The organism is Aeromonas enteropelogenes (assembly GCF_000819845.1).
In the GTDB taxonomy this organism is placed as follows: domain Bacteria; phylum Pseudomonadota; class Gammaproteobacteria; order Enterobacterales; family Aeromonadaceae; genus Aeromonas; species Aeromonas enteropelogenes.
In genome coordinates this window covers 271,163-289,204 of record NZ_CDCG01000018.1, presented here as the reverse complement: position 1 = coordinate 289,204, position 18,042 = coordinate 271,163, and the positions used below count along the sequence as shown (strand labels likewise).

Here is an 18,042-nt window from a genome sequence, read left to right as displayed (position 1 = left end):
GTCACCGGCCTGATAGGCGCGCAGCTCCCTGAAAGTGAGGCCCGGGGAGCGGCCCGGCTTGCCTCGCTCGGCACTGCTTCTACCAGCCTTGCGCTGCGCTTTCGCCCACAGCCGTATATTGATCAGGCGAGGCAGTTCCAGCGCGATATCGGGATGCTGGCAAGGATCTAGGGGCATGGCACCAGATCCAGCAGGCGGGCGATCAGGGTGTCGTTGTCCAGGTTGTCCGCCAGGGCCTGATAGCTGGGAATGAGGCGATGGCGCAGTACAGGATAGGTCTGCAGCTGGATATCTTCCGGCACTACATAGTCTCGTCCTGCAAGCCAGGCCCGTGCGCGGGCCGAGCGGGCCAGGGCCAGCGAGGCTCTGGGGCTAGCACCGACGGCGATGAGGGGCTCGAGAGCTGGGCACAGGCCGCTGCCCGGGCGAGTGGCACACACCAGCGCCACCATATAGTGGGCGAGCCGCTCTTGCATCGTCACGGCCAGCACCTCGCTGCGGGCACTCTGCAAGGTGGCCTGACTCAGGGTCACGGGGGCGGCGGCCAGCTGCTCGCCTTTGGCGTTGAGCCGCAAAATGGCGAGCTCCATGGCGGGGCTCGGGTAATCAACCATCAGCTTGAGCAGGAAACGATCGAGCTGGGCCTCCGGCAGAGGGTAGGTGCCCTCCTGCTCGATGGGGTTTTGGGTTGCTGCCACCATAAAGAGGGGCGGCAGGCGCCAGCTCTTCTTGCCCACCGTGATCTGGTGTTCGGCCATCGCCTCCAGCAACGCGGACTGCACCTTGGCCGGGGCTCGGTTAATCTCGTCGGCGAGAATAAGGTGGTTGAAGAGGGGGCCGGGTTGGAACACGAAGCTGGCATCCTGGGGATGAAACACCTCGCTACCGGTGAGATCGGCTGGCAGCAGATCCGGAGTGAACTGGATGCGGGCGAAGCGTCCCTCGACGGCGCCGGCCAGCGCTTTGACCGCCCGGGTCTTGGCAAGACCGGGGGCCCCTTCGATTAACACATGTCCTTCACATAGCAGGGCGATCAGCAAGCCTTCAATCAGCTCATCCTGTCCCAGGATCTGGCTGCTCAAATAGTTCCTCAATTGTCTGAATTCGGCCACAGCCATGCGATAAACCCGTTGTTTTTATGGAAGTTGATCTGTTTATACTCCAGTTGACCCGCGAGGGCGAGCCAGGGGGCCGAGTTGCGCTCAATTTAGTTTCAATCAGCTGTATGAAACTTGTGATTGGATTGTTAAGATGTGGCGCAGTGAGGTCAGACCTCTGCCTTATAACCCAAGGAGCCAGGATGAAACAGCCATTGAAACTGACGACTCGCCAGGGCGAACGGATTGCCGTCGTGGCGGGTCTGCGAACCCCTTTTGCCAAGCAGGCGACTGCCTATCACGGCGTGCCTGCGGTGGATCTCGGCAAACTGGTGGTGAGCGAGATGCTCGCCCGTACCGATCTCGATCCCAAGCTTATCGATCAGCTGGTGTTCGGCCAGGTGGTGCAGATGCCGGAAGCCCCCAACATCGCCCGTGAGATCGTGCTCGGTACCGGCATGAGCGTGACCACGGATGCCTATAGCGTCTCCCGTGCCTGCGCCACCAGTTTCCAGGCGGTGGCCAATGTCACCGAGTCCATCATGGCGGGCATGGCCGATATCGCCATTGCCGGCGGCGCTGACTCCTCCTCCGTGCTGCCCATCGGGGTGAGCAAGAAGCTGGCTCGCGCCCTGGTGGATCTCAACAAGGCGCGCAATCTGCAGCAGCGCTTCAACATTCTGCGCCAGTTGCGGGTCAAGGATCTGCTGCCGGTGCCCCCCGCGGTGGCCGAATATTCCACCGGCCTCTCCATGGGGCAGACCGCCGAGCAGATGGCCAAGACCCACGGCATCAGCCGCGAGGCGCAGGATGCGCTGGCCCATCGCTCCCATACCCTGGCCGCGCAGGCCTGGGCCGACGGCAAGCTCAGTGGCGAGGTGTTTACCGCCCACGTTCCGCCCTACAAGTCACCGCTGGAGCGGGACAACAACATCCGCGAGGCATCTGATCTGGCAAGCTATGCCAAGCTCAAACCGGTGTTTGATCGAGTGCACGGCTCCGTCACTGCCGCCAACGCCACCCCGCTCACCGACGGTGCTGCAGCCGTGCTGCTGATGCGCGAAGGGCGGGCCAAGGAGCTCGGCCTGGAGCCGCTTGGGTTTATTCGCAGTTTCGCGTTTTCTGCCATCGACGTCTGGCAGGACATGCTGATGGGGCCCTCCTATGCCACGCCGCTGGCGCTGGACCACGCCGGCATCACTTTGGCCGATCTGACCCTCATCGACATGCACGAAGCGTTTGCCGCCCAGACTCTTGCCAACCTCAAGATGTTTGCAAGCAAAGAGTTTGCCCGTGACAAGCTGGGCCGCGATCAGGCCATTGGCGAGGTGGACATGGAGAAGTTCAACGTGCTAGGCGGTTCCCTGGCCTACGGTCACCCCTTTGCCGCCACCGGCGCGCGGATGATCACCCAGACGCTGCACGAGCTGCGTCGTCGGGGTGGGGGATTGGGGCTCAACACCGCCTGCGCGGCAGGCGGATTGGGTGCGGCCATGGTGCTGGAGGTTGAATGATGAGCGCGAAGACTTTTTCACTGGACGTACGCAAAGATGGCATCGGTATCCTCACCATAGATGTGCCGGGCGAGAGCATGAATACCCTGAAGGCCTCTTTTGCAGAGGAGATCCGAAACCTGCTGGCCGAGGTGAAAGGCAACCGGGATCTGATCGGCCTGGTGATCACCTCAGGCAAGAAGGATTCCTTCATCGCCGGGGCTGACATCAGCATGCTGGCGGCCTGTGCCAGCGCCCAGGATGCCGAGACACTGTCTCGCGAGGGGCAGATCATCTTCGCCGAGATCGAGTCCCTGACCATTCCGGTGATCGCCGCTATCCACGGCCCTTGCCTTGGCGGTGGGCTGGAGTTGGCGCTGGCCTGTCATGGCCGGGTGGTAACTGAGCATGGTAAAACCGTACTCGGTCTGCCCGAAGTGCAACTGGGCTTGCTACCGGGCTCTGGCGGAACCCAGCGTCTGCCTCGCCTTATCGGGGTGGCCAAGGCGCTGGATCTGATGCTGACCGGCAAACAGGTGCGGGCCAAACAGGCCAAAAAACTGGGACTGGTGGACGATGTGGTGCCGCCTTCCATTTTGCTTGAGGCCGCCATCAAGCTTGCCAAGAAGGGCAAGCCGCGTCACCAGCTGAAACGGGATCTGCAGGGCAAGCTGCTGGAAACCAACAAATGGGGTCGCAAAGTGCTGTTCGATCAGGCGCGCAAAGGGGTGAAGGCCAAGACCCGTGGCAACTATCCGGCCCCCGAGCGGATCATCGAGGTGGTGCGCATCGGCGTGGAGGAGGGGATGCAGGCAGGTCTCGCCGCAGAGTCCCGCCACTTTGGCGAGTTGGTGATGACCCGCGAATCTGCCGCTCTGCGCTCTATCTTCTTCGCCACTACCGAGATGAAGAAAGAGGTCACCTATCAGGGGGCCGAGCCGCGCAAGGTGGGCCATGCCGCCGTGCTGGGCGGTGGCTTGATGGGGGGCGGCATCGCCTTTGTCACCGCCACCAAGGCGGGTGTACCGGTGCGGATCAAGGACGTGGCCAACGCCGGTATCGGTAATGCCATGCGCTACAGCTACGACATCCTGGCCAAGAAGCTAAAGCGTCGCCAACTCCTGCGCAGCGAGCTGGAAAAACAGATGAGCCTGCTGACCGGCACCCTCGACTACTCCGGTTTCCACCGGGTCGACATGGTGGTGGAGGCGGTGTTTGAAGATCTCTCCCTCAAACACCAGATGGTGAAAGATGTGGAGCGCGAGTGTGGCGAGCATACCGTGTTTGCCTCCAATACCTCGTCGCTTCCCATCAACCAGATTGCGGCCGCCGCCGCGCACCCTGAGCGGGTGGTGGGGCTGCACTACTTCAGCCCGGTGGACAAGATGCCGCTGGCCGAGATCATTCCCCATGCTACGACCAGCCCCGAGACGGTGGCCACCACTCTGGCCTTCGCCCGTGCTCAGGGCAAGACCCCGATCGTGGTAAAAGACGAGGCGGGATTCTACGTCAACCGCATCTTGGCCCCCTACATGAACGAGGCGGCTCGTCTGGTGCTGGAAGGGGAACCGGTGGAGGTACTGGACGGCGCTCTGCTCGACTTTGGCTTCCCAGTGGGCCCCATCACCTTGCTTGATGAGGTGGGGATCGACGTGGGGGCCAAGATCTCGCCCATCCTTGAAAAAGAGCTGGGGGGCGAGCAGTTTCAGGCGCCCAAGGCCTTTGACAAGTTGCTGGAGAACGATCGCAAGGGTCGCAAGAACGGCAAGGGATTCTACCTCTACGGCAAGGCTGCCAAGGGCAAGAAGAAGGTGGACGAGAGCGTCTATGGAGTGCTGGGGATCAAGCCGGTGGCCAAACTGGCCAAGCAGGAGATCGCCGAGCGCTGCGTGCTGCTGATGCTCAACGAAGCGGCCATGGCCCTCGATGGCGGCGTGGTGGCCTCGGCCCGTGATGGCGACATTGGCGCTATCTTCGGCATCGGTTTCCCGCCCTTCCTCGGTGGTCCTTTCCGCTATATGGACGCTCTTGGCATCGACCATCTGGTCGGCAGGTTGGAGTATTACCAGAAGCGCCACGGCGATCGCTTCGCCCCCTGTGAGCGCCTTAAGGCGATGGCCGCGGAGCAGCAGACCTTCTACTGATAGAGCGCCCCGCGATAACCAGACAAGAGGCCCGCACCCGAAGGTGCGGGCCTCTTTTTATGCCGTTGCTGATGGTATGCAGGGGCGGGTACGACGTGGAGAAAAAGGAGGCAAAAGAATGGCCCACTTAGGTGGGCCATTGGGGAGGGGCGATGAGTCAGATCCCGGGTTTGCGCTCCGGGCAGCGTCCTATGATGTCTGGCGGCATGTCGCCATTGTCCTGCTCCAGCACCACATCGAATCCCCACAGCTGGTGGAGATGCTTGAGCACCTCGTGGCGGGAATCGCCAAGGGGGATGCGGTTGTGGGGCACATAGCGCAGGGTGAGGGAGCGATCCCCTTTTACTGCCACGTTGTAGACCTGAATGTTGGGTTCCAGGTTGCTCAGGTTGTACTGGGCCGACAGGGTGTTGCGCACCTGACGGTAGCCTTCGTCATTGTGGATGGCGGAGATCTTGAGGTAGTTCTTCAGATCGTCGTCATCGATGGCAAAGAGCTTCATGTCCCGCATCACCTTGGGACTCAGGAACTGGCTGATGAAGCTTTCGTCCTTGAAGTTTTGCATGGCGAAGTGCAGGGTCTCGACCCAGTTGCTGCCGGCGTAGTCCGGGAACCAGTACCTGTCCTCCTCGGTCGGGTGCTCGCAGATGCGGCGCAGATCCGTGAACATGGCAAACCCCAGTGCATAGGGATTGATGCCCGAGTAGTAGCGGCTGTTGTAGGCCGGTTGATAGACCACGTTGGTGTGGCTGTGCAGCACCTCCATCATGAAGCGATCGCTGATCTTGCCCTCGTCATAGAGGTGATTGAGGATGGTGTAGTGCCAGAAGGTGGCCCACCCCTCGTTCATCACCTGGGTCTGCTTCTGGGGATAGAAGTATTGGCTTATCTTGCGCACGATGCGCACGATTTCGCGCTGCCAGGGCTCGAGCAGGGGGGCATTTTTCTCGATGAAGTAGAGAATGTTCTCCTGGGGCTCGGCGGGGTAGCGTTTGTCCTCGACCCCGGCACTCTTGTGCTGCTTGGGCAGGGTGCGCCACAGCTCGTTGACCTGGGTCTGCAGATAATCTTCCCGTGCCTTCTGGCGCCGTTTCTCCTCCGCCATCGAGATCTTCTGGGGGCGTTTGTAGCGATCCACCCCGAAGTTCATCAGGGCATGGCAGGAGTCGAGCAGCTGCTCCACCGCATCGATACCGTGCTTCTCCTCGCATTGGATGATGTAGTTCTTGGCAAACAGCAGGTAGTCGATGATGGAGGAGGCATCGGTCCACGCCTTGAACAGGTAGTTGTTCTTGAAAAAAGAGTTGTGGCCGTAGCAGGCGTGGGCCATCACCAATGCCTGCATCGGCATGGTGTTCTCCTCCATCAGGTAGGCGATGCAGGGATCCGAGTTGATGACGATCTCGTAGGCAAGACCCATCTGGCCACGCTTGTAGTTGCGCTCGGTGTGGATGAAGCGCTTGCCGAATGACCAGTGCTGGTAGCCGATGGGCATGCCGACACTGGAGTAGGCATCCATCATCTGCTCGGCGGTGATCACCTCGATCTGGTTGGGGTAGGTGTCCAGCCTGTAGAACCTGGCGACTCGGGCGATCTCCTGGTGGTAGGTCTCCAGCAGATCAAAGTTCCAGTCCGGCCCGTCATCCAGTGGCGTCACTCGTTTTTCGGTTTCGATCATGTGACCTCCTTACGCCGCTTGCTTCTTGAACAGCTCCCGGAATACCGGATAGATATCCTCGACCTTGCGAATATGCTCCATCGCAAAGTGGGGGAACTGGCTGGCCACCGATTCATACTCGTGCCACAGGGTCTGGTGGGCACGGGTGGTTATCTCGATGTAGGAGTAGTAGCGCACCCGCGGCATGATGTCCCGCACCAGGATCTCCCGGCACTGGGGGGAATCATCGGCCCAGTTGTCGCCATCTGACGCTTGCGCCGCATAGATGTTCCACTGGTTGGCCGGATAGCGATCGTTGATGATGTCGTTCATCATCTTGAGCGCGCTGGAGACGATGGTGCCCCCCGTCTCCTGGGAGTAGAAGAACTCGTGTTCATCCACCTCCTTGGCCTGGGTGTGGTGGCGGATATAGACCACCTCGACATTCTTGTAAGTTCTGCTCAGGAACAGATAGAGCAGGATGTAGAAGCGCTTGGCCATCTCCTTGGTGGCCTGATCCATGGAACCCGAGACGTCCATCAGGCAGAACATCACCGCCTGGCTGGAAGGTACCGGTCGCTTGACGAAGTTGTTGAATTTGAGATCGAAGGTGTCGATGAAGGGCACCGCATCGATCCGCCGTTTCAGCTCGCGGATCTCCTTTTCGAGCTGGGCCATCTCGGCAAAGTGCTCGTTGGGATCGGCAGCCAGCAGGGCCAGGCGATCCTCCAACTCGTGCAGCAGGCGTTTCTTGCCCGCCTGCAGCGCCATGCGCCGTGCCAGCGAGTTTTGCAGGGATCGCACCACGTTGATGTTGGCGGGCACCCCGTTAGAGGTGTAGCCCGCCCGGTAGGTTTTCATCTCCATCAGCTGGTTGAGCTGGGTCTTTTGCAGGCGGGGCAGCTCGAGATCCTCGAACAGCAGATCCAGATACTCGTCCTTGGAGATCTGGAACACGAAGTCGTCCGAACCTTCCCCCTGATTGGAGGCCTGTCCCTCACCGGAACCCTGTCCGCCACCCCCTCCCTTGGGGCGTTCAATCTTGTCGCCGGTGACAAACTGATCGTTGCCAGGATGCACCATCTCCCGTTTGCCCCCTTGTCCCTGATGGAAATGGGGTTCACCGATATCCTTGGTCGGGATGCTGATGCTCTCACCCTTGTCTACGTCCTGAATGCTGCGCTTGGAGACAGCATCCGAGACCGCTTGTTTGATCTGCTTCTTGTAGCGGCGGATGAAGCGCTGCCGATTGACAGCGCTTTTGTTTTTGCCGTTGAGCCTGCGGTCGATAAAATGCGCCATAACTCCCCCTTGAACAGGTCAGGGTCAGGATGACTTGCGGACCCTGAGATACCATTCGGAGAGCAGTCGCACCTGTTTGCGGGTGTAGCCTTTCTCCATCATCCGTTCGACAAAGTTATCGTGCTTCTTCTGCTCCTCGGCCGAGGTTTTGCTGTTGAAGGAGATAACCGGCAGCAGCTCTTCCGTGTTGGAGAACATCTTCTTCTCGATCACGGTGCGCAGCTTCTCGTAACTGGTCCAGTTGGGGTTACGGCCTGCATTGTTGGCCCGGGCGCGCAGCACGAAGTTGACGATTTCGTTACGGAAATCTTTCGGGTTGCTGATCCCGGCGGGTTTTTCGATCTTCTCCAGCTCGCTGTTGAGCGAGGCGCGGTCAAACAGCTGGCCGGTTTCGGGGTCACGGTACTCCTGATCCTGGATCCAGAAGTCGGCGTAGGTGACGTAGCGGTCGAAGATGTTCTGGCCGTACTCGGAGTAGGACTCGAGGTAGGCGGTCTGGATCTCTTTCCCGATGAACTCTACGTAGCGCGGAGTCAGGTAGCCCTTGATGAACTCCAGATAGCGATCGTGCAGCTCTTGCGGGAACTGCTCCCGTTCGATCTGCTGTTCCAGCACATAGAAAAGGTGCACCGGGTTAGCGGCCACTTCCGCGTGGTCGAAGTTGAAGACACGGGAGAGGATCTTGAACGCAAAGCGGGTAGAGAGACCATTCATCCCCTCATCCACCCCGGCGTAGTCGCGGTACTCCTGATAGCTCTTGGCTTTGGGATCCGTGTCTTTGAGGCTTTCGCCGTCATAGACCCGCATCTTGGAGTAGATGCTGGAGTTTTCCGGCTCCTTGAGGCGCGACAGCACGGAGAATTGGCCCAGCAGCTCGAGGGTGCCCGGGGCGCACTTGGCCTCGGTTAGCTCGCTGTTGACCAGCAGTTTTTCGTAGATCTTCACCTCTTCCGAAACGCGCAGGCAGTAGGGCACCTTGACGATGTAAACACGGTCGAGGAAAGCCTCGTTGTTTTTGTTGTTGCGGAACTGTTGCCACTCGGATTCGTTGGAGTGGGCCAGCAGGATGCCGTCGAAGGGGAGGGCGGAGAGCCCCTCTGTGCCGTTGTAGTTCCCCTCCTGCGTCGCGGTCAGCAGTGGGTGCAACACCTTGATGGGGGCTTTGAACATCTCGACGAACTCCATGATCCCCTGGTTCGCCTTGCACAGGGCACCCGAGTAGGAGTAAGCGTCGGCGTCATCCTGGGCAAAGTGCTCCAGCATGCGGATGTCCACCTTGCCGACCAGGGAGGAGATGTCCTGGTTGTTGTCATCGCCAGGCTCGGTCTTGGCAATGGCGATCTGGTCGAGGATGGAGGGATTGACCTTCTCCACCTTGAACTTGGTGATGTCGCCCCCGAACTCGTGCAGTCGCTTGGCAACCCAGGGGGACATGATGGGACGCAGGTAACGGCGCGGAATGCCGTACTCCTTCTCCAGCAGCTCGCCATCTTCCTCGATGTCGAACAGGCAGAAGGGGTGATCGTTGACCGGTGAGCCCTTGATGCGATAAATGGGCACCTTTTGCATCAGGGATTTGAGTTTCTCTGCTAGAGAGGATTTACCGCCCCCGACCGGACCTAGCAGATAGAGGATCTGTTTCTTCTCTTCCAGCCCCTGGGCGGAGTGTTTGAGGTAGGAGACGATCTGTTCGATGGCCTCTTCCATCCCGTAGAAGTCCTTGAAGGCGGGATAGCGGGCCACGACCCGGTTGGAGAAGAGCCGGCTCAGTCTGGGATTGGCGGAGGTATCGACCATCTCCGGCTCGCCAATGGCGGTCAGCAGGCGTTCGGCGGCAGAGGCGTAGCAGGATTTGTCCTGCTTACACATGTCCAAAAACTCCTGGATGCTGTATTCCTCTTCCCTGGCTTTCTCATATCGCTGTTGGTAATGCTCGAAGATGCCCATAACTTTGCCCTCGTTATAGTCGCTTACCCTGAAAATGAGCGGATCACTATTTGTTTGGTCTTGCATTTAAAGCCTAGTCAACAGGCCCCAGTAATCCATCCCTATTTGATTGATGACACAGTGACGAAACCGGCCGGCTTACCGAGTGGGCCGGTCAGCCAGCAACACAGCTATGTTACTGACTGTTAAATTATTTTTGCCATGATAGTGAGGTAAATGTCAAAGACATAAAAAATAAATGTTTCTTTGCTTGCGGGCAGGTCCGGGCGAGTCGATGCAGGTGAAACGGGAAGCCAGACGTGGCGCCCGTTGGCGGGAATATCAATAAATCTATCATTACGCTAACGTCAACGTAATGTGGTTTGTTTGAAGTTACAGCTCTAATTTTTACATTGACGCTACAATTCCACTCATCTAGATTGGCCATGTGCAGGTGGCAAGGCGCTTTAGCAAGAGAGCGGCTTGTCGTGGCACTAAGCTCTGTTTAAGCACGTTTCCGTTGGCTTGACCCTCGCAAAGGCGAGGGTCTTCTTTTTTTGTCTGCTGAAAAATTGTAGCGGTGCGCAGCCTGCTTTGTACTCAGGAGTAGGCCTGCTTTAAGGCCTGCAACACGTTGGCAAAGGGATGGGCTGCCAGTTGGCCAAACCCGGCCAGGGATCTGGCCTTGACCCGGGTGGTGAGCGGTGTGGCGATGCCACACAGGAAACGGGCCAGGACGCGTTCATCCTGTGTGCCTGTCTTGGCGATGAGGGGCTCGCACCAGGCGCGGATGCCCGCCTCGTTTGGCATGGCCAGTCGGGGCAAGGGCGGGAGCACGGCAACCTGGCCGCGACAGACGGAGCAGTGGCCGCACCGGGCGGGGGCGGCCTCATCGGCAAAATAGCGGGCCAGGCGGTGGCTCAGGCAGTCGCCAGCGGTGAAAAAGTCCAGCATGGCCTGCAGTCTGGCAAGCTCGCTCTGCTCTTTTTGCAAGAAAAGGCCGTGCAGCCGCAGCGCCTCTTCTTCTTTGTTCCACCCCTGTTGATTGACCCGGTAGACCTCAGTCATCTGCTTGCTCTCGAGTTCTATCCATCCTTGTTGTTGCAGGTAGTCGAGGGCCGCAACCGCCCGCTGACGTTCTCCCTGATAACCCTGCCAGAGTGCCTCGAAATCCATGGTGCACCAGCTGCGTGCCAAGGGCGCGCAGGCAAACAATTGTTCCAGAAACTGGCGCCGATCCGGGTTGAAGCGGGCGAGGATGTCGCTTTTATCCAGCACGAACTTGAAGCGGTAGTCGGCAAAATAGCTGTAGGCCGGCGTGATGATGCCCGCCATTTCCAGATAAACCAGCAGGGTCTTGAGGGGCAGCTGGCGGATATTTATTTCGCTTGAGAGGCGCAGCAGGGTGAATTCCCACTGCGGGCCGCTGCCTGCAATGATGTCAAGCAACTGGCGGATGGCCGCCAGATCCGGGGTATCGCCATAGACGAAATTTTCCAGCACCGGCAGCTGGCTCTGGTTGGCCAGTACGGTGCAGTGCGAGAGTTGCCCATCGCGACCGGCCCGGCCAATCTCCTGGCTGTAGTTCTCGATGGATTTGGGCAGATCGTAATGAATCACCCGGCGGATATCCGCCTTGTCGATCCCCATGCCAAAGGCGATGGTGGCGACGATGCAATCCACCCGACCGGTCATGAAATCCCGCTGGATCTGGCTGCGCACCTCAGCATCAAGCCCGGCGTGATAGGCACGTACACTGAGCCCCTGCTGCTGCAACATCCCGGCGCACTGCTCGGCGGTGTGTTGCAGGGTGACATAGATGATGGTGGGCAGGCCGGGGTCTGCGCGCAAGGTTTGGGCGAGCCAGCTATCGCGCTCCTCGGGGCGAAGCGGCACCACGGCGAGATCGAGATTGGGGCGATAGAAGCCGGTCACGATCACGTTATCGGGCTCGATGGCAAATTTCGCCTGCATATCCTCGATAACCGCCCGGGTGGCGGTGGCGGTCAGCAGCAATACCTGGGGTATTTGCAGCTCCTCGCGATAGTGCGGCAGCTTGAGGTAGTCGGGGCGAAAGTTGTGACCCCACTCCGAGATGCAGTGAGCCTCATCCACCACCAGCAGCGACAGCGGCACCTGCTGGATAAAGCGGCGAAAGCGCTCGTTCTTGAGACGCTCCACCGAGATCATCAGGATCTTCAGCTGGCCATCCAGGGCTTGCTGCATCACCTGACGGCTCTCTTCCGCACTCTGGCTGGAATCGAGGGTCGCGGCGCTGATCCCCTTGTTTTTGAGAAAGGCTAGCTGATCGTGCATCAAGGCCAGCAGGGGTGAGATCACCAGGGTGAGATGGGGCAGGGCGAGGGCGGGCAACTGATAACAAAGGGATTTGCCTGAGCCGGTGGGGAAGATGGCGGCCGCGCTTTGGCCTGCCAGCACCCGGTTGATCACCGCCTCCTGGCCGGATCTGAGTCCGGAAAAACCAAAGTGTCGGGTCAGCAGGGTCGGGATCATGGCAGGGCTCCAGCGCAAATTGGCGATGATAACACAGCGACCCCTTGATAACGGGAGTGAGTAAGTCGGTAAAGACTGGTTGAAATGCGTACAAAAACGGGTGGTTGCCTTCCGGTTAAGAGTTTGTTGCGGGATTTTGTGATAAAAGCCGGATATTTTTTGGTGATTCTCTGGAAAAAAAAGGTGGCGAGTGGGATATTCCATCAAGCAATCCTGATAACCGCCGGATCGGCCCGACAGAAGGCTGGCCGCGGTTATCTCATATGAGGGGCAGGCGCTTCTCAATGCGGGATTGCAGACAGGACTCATGAATCATGCACTACGGTGCCTAGGGACTTTTTGATGACACAACAACACCCTCTTATCCGGCTGGTCAATAGCACCAGTCTTGTCAGCCAGATCCTGGTTGGTCTGGTATTCGGTATCCTGCTGGCCATGTTTGCCCCCGAGTGGGCCAGGGCAGCCGGCCTGCTCGGTAGCCTGTTTGTCGGCGCATTGAAGGCGGTCGCACCACTGCTGGTCTTTGTGCTGGTGATGGCGGCCATCATAGGCCACAAGCAGGGGCAGAAAACCAACATCCGCCCCTTGCTGGTACTCTATCTGTTTGGCACTTTCGCGGCGGCCGTCGTCGCCGTCATGGCCAGCTTCCTGTTCCCCTCCAACCTGCATCTGGTAGCCAACACCGCCGAGATCACTCCGCCGGGCGGCATCACAGAAGTGCTGCAAACCCTGCTGTTCAACATCGTGACCAACCCGGTCAAGGCGTTGATGGATGCCAACTACATCGGGATCCTGGCTTGGGCCATTGGCCTTGGCATCGCCATGCGTCATGCCAACGAGAGCACCAAGGCGCTGATCTCCGATCTCTCCCACGGTGTCTCCACCATCGTCAAGGCGGTGATCCGTTGCGCTCCGCTCGGTATCTTGGGCCTGGTCGCCTCCACCTTGGCCGAGACCGGCTTCGATGCCCTGTTCGGCTATGCCCAGCTGCTGGTGGTGCTGATCGGCTGCATGCTGTTCATCGCTTTCGTGGTCAACCCGCTGATCGTGTTCTGGAAGATCAAGCGCAACCCCTATCCGCTGGTGCTGACCTGCCTCAAAGAGAGCGGCGTGACCGCCTTCTTTACCCGCAGCTCCGCCGCCAACATCCCGGTCAACATGGCTCTGTGTGAAAAACTGCGTCTGCCGGAAGATACCTATGCGGTCTCCATTCCGCTGGGCGCCACCATCAACATGGCCGGCGCCGCCATCACCATTACCGTGCTGGCCATGGCGGCAGTGCATACCCTGGGAGTGGAAGTGGATCTGGCCACGGCGCTGTTGCTCTCCGTAGTTGCCACCGTCAGTGCTTGCGGTGCCTCCGGTGTGGCCGGTGGTTCCCTGCTGCTGATCCCGCTGGCATGCAGCCTGTTCGGGATCAGCAACGACATCGCCATGCAGGTGGTGGCCGTTGGCTTCATCATCGGGGTACTGCAGGATTCCGCCGAAACGGCCCTCAACAGCTCCACCGACGTGCTGTTTACCGCCGCGGCCTGCATGGCCGAAGACGAGAGCCTGATGGACGCCGAGGCGATCCCAAGCCGCGAAGCTTGATCTCGTTACCCACCTTCTCTGTTATTTGGCGCCCTCTTCGGAGGGCGCTTTTTTATGCCTGCAAATAAGGTTTTTGCGGGGCATTGGCATCGCATCAGGTTGAGCCAGTCGCTTGCTGGCCTGTCATGCCTGAACGCCATGTCTGGTTCAGAGCACGAGTGAGGGGCTGGATACAAAGATGAGAAACTCATGGCGGGAAGGGCAAGCTACGACTGCACTACACCTTATTGCAACGTCCGGGGCTTTACCGTGGATTGGCAACGCCATGGCGGCCAGGATGGCATCTTTAGCCATGGCTTTAGTCAACTGTTGGCGAGCTGCGTGAAAGGTGTGACGGCGCGTATTTCCGCACAGCACAAATAGGCGGCAGTGGGCTGGCGCAAGCAACAGTGTGGCCGAGTGTACCGTGCCCGATCCCTTCTTCACGGGATGGGAGAGGCCGGTTATTCGGGAAACAGGACAGGGTTAACGGAACTTAGGGGAAACAGGGGATGTTAGATGGGATATGTCGGCAAGAGAGGAGGGACTGGCGCAGCGCGCCCATAAAAAATGCCAACCGGATAACGGCTGGCATTTTGGTTCGGTAGCAGGAGGGATTAACCAACCAGTTGATAGAAGATGGCGGAGATGGCAATCAGACCCATGGTGGCAACGAATACGTTGCTGATCTGGCCCTGGTACTTCGCCATGGCCGGTACACGCTTGATGGCGTACATCGGCATCAGGAACAGGATGGTGGCGATGATGGGGCCGCCCAGCGATTCAATCATGCCCAGGATGGAGGGGTTGGCCACGGCGGTGCCCCACAGGGTCAGGATGAAGAAGCCGATGATGAACAGCTCAACCTTCTTTTGATCCGGCTCTTTGCCCGCCTTGGTCATGTTCTGGACGATCATCCCTTTCAGGCCTTCACGGGCACCCAGATAGTGGCCGAAGAAGGAGGAGACGATGGCGACGAACGCAACCAGCGGACCGAAGTAGGAGATGATCGGGCTCGCATGCTGGTTGGCCAAGTAGGAGAGCACGGCGATGTTCTGGGCCTTGGCTTCGGCCAGCTGGGCCGGAGTCAGGCTCATCACGCAGGAGAAGACGAAGAACATCACGAAGCCCAGCAGCACCATGGCGGTACGCTTGAGGATGGCATCGGATTTCTCGACGGCGCGATCACCGTAGTCACGACGCTGGGCCAGGGCAAAGCTGGAGATGGCCGGGCTGTGGTTGAAGGCGAACACCAGCACAGGGATGGTCAGCCACAGGGTGGTGGCGAAATCCTTGGCAGACGGCACCTGCGCCAGGGCGGCACCGGTCCAGTCCGGGATCAGGTAGAGGGAGATACCGGCCAGGATGGCGATGAGCGGGTAGACCAGGAACTCGGTCACTTTCAGCATCAGCTTCTCACCGGCCAGCATCACGGACATCATGCCCATGATCAGCACGATGGAGAGGATCCAGCGCGGCGGGGCGGCCATCTGCAGCTGGTTGACCATGAAGCTTTCAACCGTGTTGGTGATGCCCACGCCGTAGATCAGCACGATGGGGTAGATGGCGAAGAAGTAGAGCAGGGTGATGAGCTTGCCTGCGCCGACGCCGAAGTGCTCTTCCACCACTTTGGTGATGTCTGCATCTTTCTGCTTGGAGGAGAGGACGAAACGGGCCAGGCCGCGGTGTGCCAGGTAGGTCATGGGGCCGACCAGCAGCGCCATCACGACCAGCGGCCAGAAGCCGCCCATACCGGCGTTGATTGGCAGGAACAGAATGCCGGCGCCGACGGCGGTACCGAACAGACTGATCACCCAGGTGGTGTCTTGTTTCGCCCAACCCTTGGTGGTCTGGACGGAGCTGAATCCTTGCTCCTGTGCGGTCGCAACATCCTGTGCGCCAATGACAGTTTTAGACATCTATCTCACCCCGAATGTGTGGTTTTTTATTGAGTCGGCGCAAGGATACTTTTTTTTCGATTAAAAATGTTGATCAAATTCACCTTACTAACGTGAAAAACCGCACTTTCTTATAGAAACGTGATCAAAATACTAAAAAATCAATTTTTGTTTATCATTTGCCACGTTAGTTTAATGTTAAAGCGCAAATTCTGTACGCCAAAATGTATCCAGATTGTTATTTTGTGATGTGCTGTGAGAGTTGGCGGATCATGCTGGCGGTGGCACCCCAGATGAAATGATCTTGCCAGGGTATCCAGTAGACGGTGTGCCACTGTTGCTTGCGGGGAAAGGTGAGGGCGATGTGGTTGGCGGGATTGAGCAGGTGGGCAAGGGGCACTTCGAATGCCTGAGCCACCTCATCCTGACTGAGGGTGAGCTGGTAATCCCCCTCGACCAGCCCGAGCACCGGCAGCACATCGTACTGGGAGACGGTATTGAGCGGGCTCAGGGTACCGATGACGCGGATCTGGCGGGGGCTGATGCCGAGCTCCTCCTCGGTTTCGCGCAGAGCGGTCTGGATCAGATCCCTGTCTTGCGGATCCTGGCGCCCCCCGGGAAAGCTTATCTGGCCCGCATGGTGGCGCAGATGGGGGCTGCGACGGGTCAGCAGCAGCTGCAACCCCTGCTCGCGTTCTACCACCGGCAGCAGTACGGCCGCCGGTTTGAGTCCGGCGATGGCCAGCCGATGGGCTGGCGCCGGCAGTTGAAGTTGAAAGCGGGTCAGCAGTTCATTGCTATCCATGTCGTGGCTATCCATGTTCATCGTTAGCCACTGTGCCGTGGCTCCATGCCGGGTTAAAGAAAAAGATTTTTATCACAAGGCCGAGAGGTGGGGGAGGATCCGGGCCACCTTGTCGTAGGTCTCCTGATATTCGCTGTCGGCATCGGAGTCGGCGATGATGCCGCCACCGGCCCAGCAGGAGAGATGGCCATTCTCGGCGATCAGAGTGCGAATGCAGATGCTGGTGTCCATCCGTCCGTGCTGGCTCACATAGCCGATGCTGCCGCAATAGGCATTGCGCCGTTGCGGCTCCAGCTCCTCGATGATCTCCATGGCGCGGATCTTGGGGGCGCCGGTGATGGAGCCGCCCGGGAAGCAGGCCCGTAGCAGATCGACTCCCTGCCAGCGCTCGTCGAGCTCACCGTGAATGGTGGAGACCAAGTGATGCACGGCAGGGAAGGATTCCACCGCAAACAGATGAGGCACGCTGACCGAGCCGGGTCGGCTCACCCGGCCGATGTCGTTGCGCAGCAGATCTACGATCATCAAATTTTCCGATCTGTCCTTGTCCGCCTGGGCCAACTCCTGGGCTATCTGGCGATCCATCTCTGGATCAGAGTGGCGGGCCCGGGTGCCCTTGATGGGTTTGGTCTCGATATGACGGCCATCGAGCAGCAGGAAGCGCTCGGGGGAGAGGCTCAAAATGGTGCTGTGCGGCAATCGGACAAAGGCGGAGAAGGGGGCCTTGTTGGCGACGGCGAGGGCGCAATAGGCGTGCCACTCGTCCCCCTGATAGGGGGCCTGGAAACGCTGGGTCAGGTTGATCTGGTAGCAATCCCCGGCGGCGAGATAGGCCTGGATGCGGGCAAACTTCTCGCCATACTCGGCGCGGCTCATATTGCTCTGCCATTCACCTTGCAAGGAGAAGGCCGGCGCCGGCTTGCTCTGTTGCTGCTCAAGCCAGGCCAGGCGCTTCGCCAGCCCAGCCTCGTCGCCCCAGTGCACCAGTTGCCACCGGGCGCTCGCCACATCGCGCAGCAGCGCCCAGTCGTAGATCCCCACCGCCATGTCTGGCACGTCGATATCGGCGGCGGCCTGCACCGGCAATCGCTCGAAGCGACGACCCAGATCATAGCCAAAGAGCCCCAGTGCCCCACCGATAAACGGGAGCCTGGTTGCTTGCTCTGAAAGTTCCCCCAGCAGCGCGCGCTGGGTGCGGGCCAGCAGGGCGAGGGGATCGTCATGGTACTCGCTCTGTTGATCACCCTGGCGCAGGGTGGTGAGGGGCCCCCGGGTCTCCAGGGTGGCCAGCGGATCGGCGATGATGATGTCAAAACCGTTGTCGGCGCCGAGTGGCCCGGCTGACTCCAGCAGCATGGCCCAGGGCTGGTGTTGCAACAGGGCGAACTGATCGTGCAGGCGCGGGTGATGATCGAAGTGATAAATATGAAGTGTTGGCGTCATTTTTTGTTACACAGGCAACAGTTTAGTTTGTGGCCCCTAGTCGGTGCGGGACGGCAAGCGTATCATAGGTGTCGGTGACTAAAGAAAAAACTGCTGTGCCGTTCGTTTTTTGCTGGCTGATAGTTTTTGGTCAGCACGACTGCATAGCCAATCATATGGAAGCCCTTGTTTTGCCCTGTGGCACGGACAAG

The 18,042-nt window shown here is 59.3% G+C and carries 11 protein-coding genes; 3 read left to right on the top strand and 8 right to left on the bottom strand.

What is annotated here, in order from left to right; all coding sequences use genetic code 11:
• Positions 1-167 precede the first annotated feature (167 nt).
• Positions 168-1,118 carry an AAA family ATPase gene (locus tag BN1123_RS08055; protein ID WP_042026304.1) on the bottom strand — a complete coding sequence of 317 codons (951 nt, stop codon included), beginning with the start codon at positions 1,116-1,118 and terminating at the stop codon, positions 168-170.
• Between the two features lie 182 nt (positions 1,119-1,300).
• On the opposite strand from BN1123_RS08055, the gene fadI reads away from it, so the two are divergent.
• Positions 1,301-2,611: an acetyl-CoA C-acyltransferase FadI gene (fadI, locus tag BN1123_RS08050; protein WP_042026302.1), complete on the top strand. Its 1,311-nt coding sequence runs from the start codon at positions 1,301-1,303 to the stop codon at positions 2,609-2,611.
• Positions 2,611-4,734 carry a fatty acid oxidation complex subunit alpha FadJ gene (gene fadJ / locus BN1123_RS08045; RefSeq protein WP_042026482.1) on the top strand — a complete coding sequence of 708 codons (2,124 nt, stop codon included), beginning with the start codon at positions 2,611-2,613 and terminating at the stop codon, positions 4,732-4,734. Before fadI ends, fadJ begins: the two co-directional genes overlap by 1 nt.
• A 157-nt stretch (positions 4,735-4,891) precedes the next feature.
• Here the strand turns inward: fadJ and BN1123_RS08040 are convergent, their stop codons facing one another.
• The 4 genes from BN1123_RS08040 to BN1123_RS08025 form a co-directional block, all read right to left on the bottom strand.
• Positions 4,892-6,412 carry a SpoVR family protein gene (locus BN1123_RS08040; RefSeq protein WP_042026300.1) on the bottom strand — a complete coding sequence of 507 codons (1,521 nt, stop codon included), beginning with the start codon at positions 6,410-6,412 and terminating at the stop codon, positions 4,892-4,894.
• A 9-nt stretch (positions 6,413-6,421) separates the two neighbouring features.
• The gene (locus tag BN1123_RS08035) at positions 6,422-7,693 is read right to left on the bottom strand and encodes a YeaH/YhbH family protein (RefSeq protein ID WP_042026298.1); all 1,272 of its coding nucleotides are present in this window, start codon (positions 7,691-7,693) and stop codon (positions 6,422-6,424) included.
• 24 nt (positions 7,694-7,717) lie between these two features.
• Entirely contained in the window at positions 7,718-9,640 is a 1,923-nt protein-coding gene (locus tag BN1123_RS08030) for a PrkA family serine protein kinase (protein ID WP_026457556.1), read from the bottom strand.
• A gap of 579 nt (positions 9,641-10,219) precedes the next feature.
• Positions 10,220-12,133 carry a RecQ family ATP-dependent DNA helicase gene (locus tag BN1123_RS08025; protein ID WP_042026296.1) on the bottom strand — a complete coding sequence of 638 codons (1,914 nt, stop codon included), beginning with the start codon at positions 12,131-12,133 and terminating at the stop codon, positions 10,220-10,222.
• 342 nt (positions 12,134-12,475) lie between these two features.
• On the opposite strand from BN1123_RS08025, the gene sstT reads away from it, so the two are divergent.
• Positions 12,476-13,726, top strand: a complete 1,251-nt coding sequence (sstT, locus tag BN1123_RS08020) for a serine/threonine transporter SstT (protein ID WP_042026295.1) — start codon at positions 12,476-12,478, stop codon at positions 13,724-13,726.
• Between the two features lie 596 nt (positions 13,727-14,322).
• On the opposite strand, the gene BN1123_RS08015 is transcribed toward sstT, so the two are convergent.
• From BN1123_RS08015 to pabB, 3 genes are all read right to left on the bottom strand, one after another.
• The gene (locus BN1123_RS08015) at positions 14,323-15,624 is read right to left on the bottom strand and encodes a serine/threonine transporter (protein ID WP_026458036.1); all 1,302 of its coding nucleotides are present in this window, start codon (positions 15,622-15,624) and stop codon (positions 14,323-14,325) included.
• Positions 15,625-15,841: 217 nt separating this feature from the next.
• The gene (locus BN1123_RS08010) at positions 15,842-16,408 is read right to left on the bottom strand and encodes a CoA pyrophosphatase (protein ID WP_042026481.1); all 567 of its coding nucleotides are present in this window, start codon (positions 16,406-16,408) and stop codon (positions 15,842-15,844) included.
• Positions 16,409-16,480: 72 nt separating this feature from the next.
• Positions 16,481-17,764 carry an aminodeoxychorismate synthase component I gene (gene pabB / locus BN1123_RS08005; protein ID WP_042026479.1) on the bottom strand — a complete coding sequence of 428 codons (1,284 nt, stop codon included), beginning with the start codon at positions 17,762-17,764 and terminating at the stop codon, positions 16,481-16,483.
• Positions 17,765-18,042 lie beyond the last annotated feature (278 nt).

Bases quoted from the DNA above. Each gene is read 5' to 3' on its own strand.
- BN1123_RS08055 (WP_042026304.1), bottom strand. From the start codon at position 1,118: ATGGCTGTGGCCGAATTCAGACAATTGAGGAACTATTTGAGCAGCCAG.
- fadI (WP_042026302.1), top strand. From the start codon at position 1,301: ATGAAACAGCCATTGAAACTGACGACTCGCCAGGGCGAACGGATTGCC.
- fadJ (WP_042026482.1), top strand. From the start codon at position 2,611: ATGAGCGCGAAGACTTTTTCACTGGACGTACGCAAAGATGGCATCGGT.
- BN1123_RS08040 (WP_042026300.1), bottom strand. From the start codon at position 6,412: ATGATCGAAACCGAAAAACGAGTGACGCCACTGGATGACGGGCCGGAC.
- BN1123_RS08035 (WP_042026298.1), bottom strand. From the start codon at position 7,693: ATGGCGCATTTTATCGACCGCAGGCTCAACGGCAAAAACAAAAGCGCT.
- BN1123_RS08030 (WP_026457556.1), bottom strand. From the start codon at position 9,640: ATGGGCATCTTCGAGCATTACCAACAGCGATATGAGAAAGCCAGGGAA.
- BN1123_RS08025 (WP_042026296.1), bottom strand. From the start codon at position 12,133: ATGATCCCGACCCTGCTGACCCGACACTTTGGTTTTTCCGGACTCAGA.
- sstT (WP_042026295.1), top strand. From the start codon at position 12,476: ATGACACAACAACACCCTCTTATCCGGCTGGTCAATAGCACCAGTCTT.
- BN1123_RS08015 (WP_026458036.1), bottom strand. From the start codon at position 15,624: ATGTCTAAAACTGTCATTGGCGCACAGGATGTTGCGACCGCACAGGAG.
- BN1123_RS08010 (WP_042026481.1), bottom strand. From the start codon at position 16,408: ATGGATAGCAATGAACTGCTGACCCGCTTTCAACTTCAACTGCCGGCG.
- pabB (WP_042026479.1), bottom strand. From the start codon at position 17,764: ATGCTGCTGGAGTCAGCCGGGCCACTCGGCGCCGACAACGGTTTTGAC.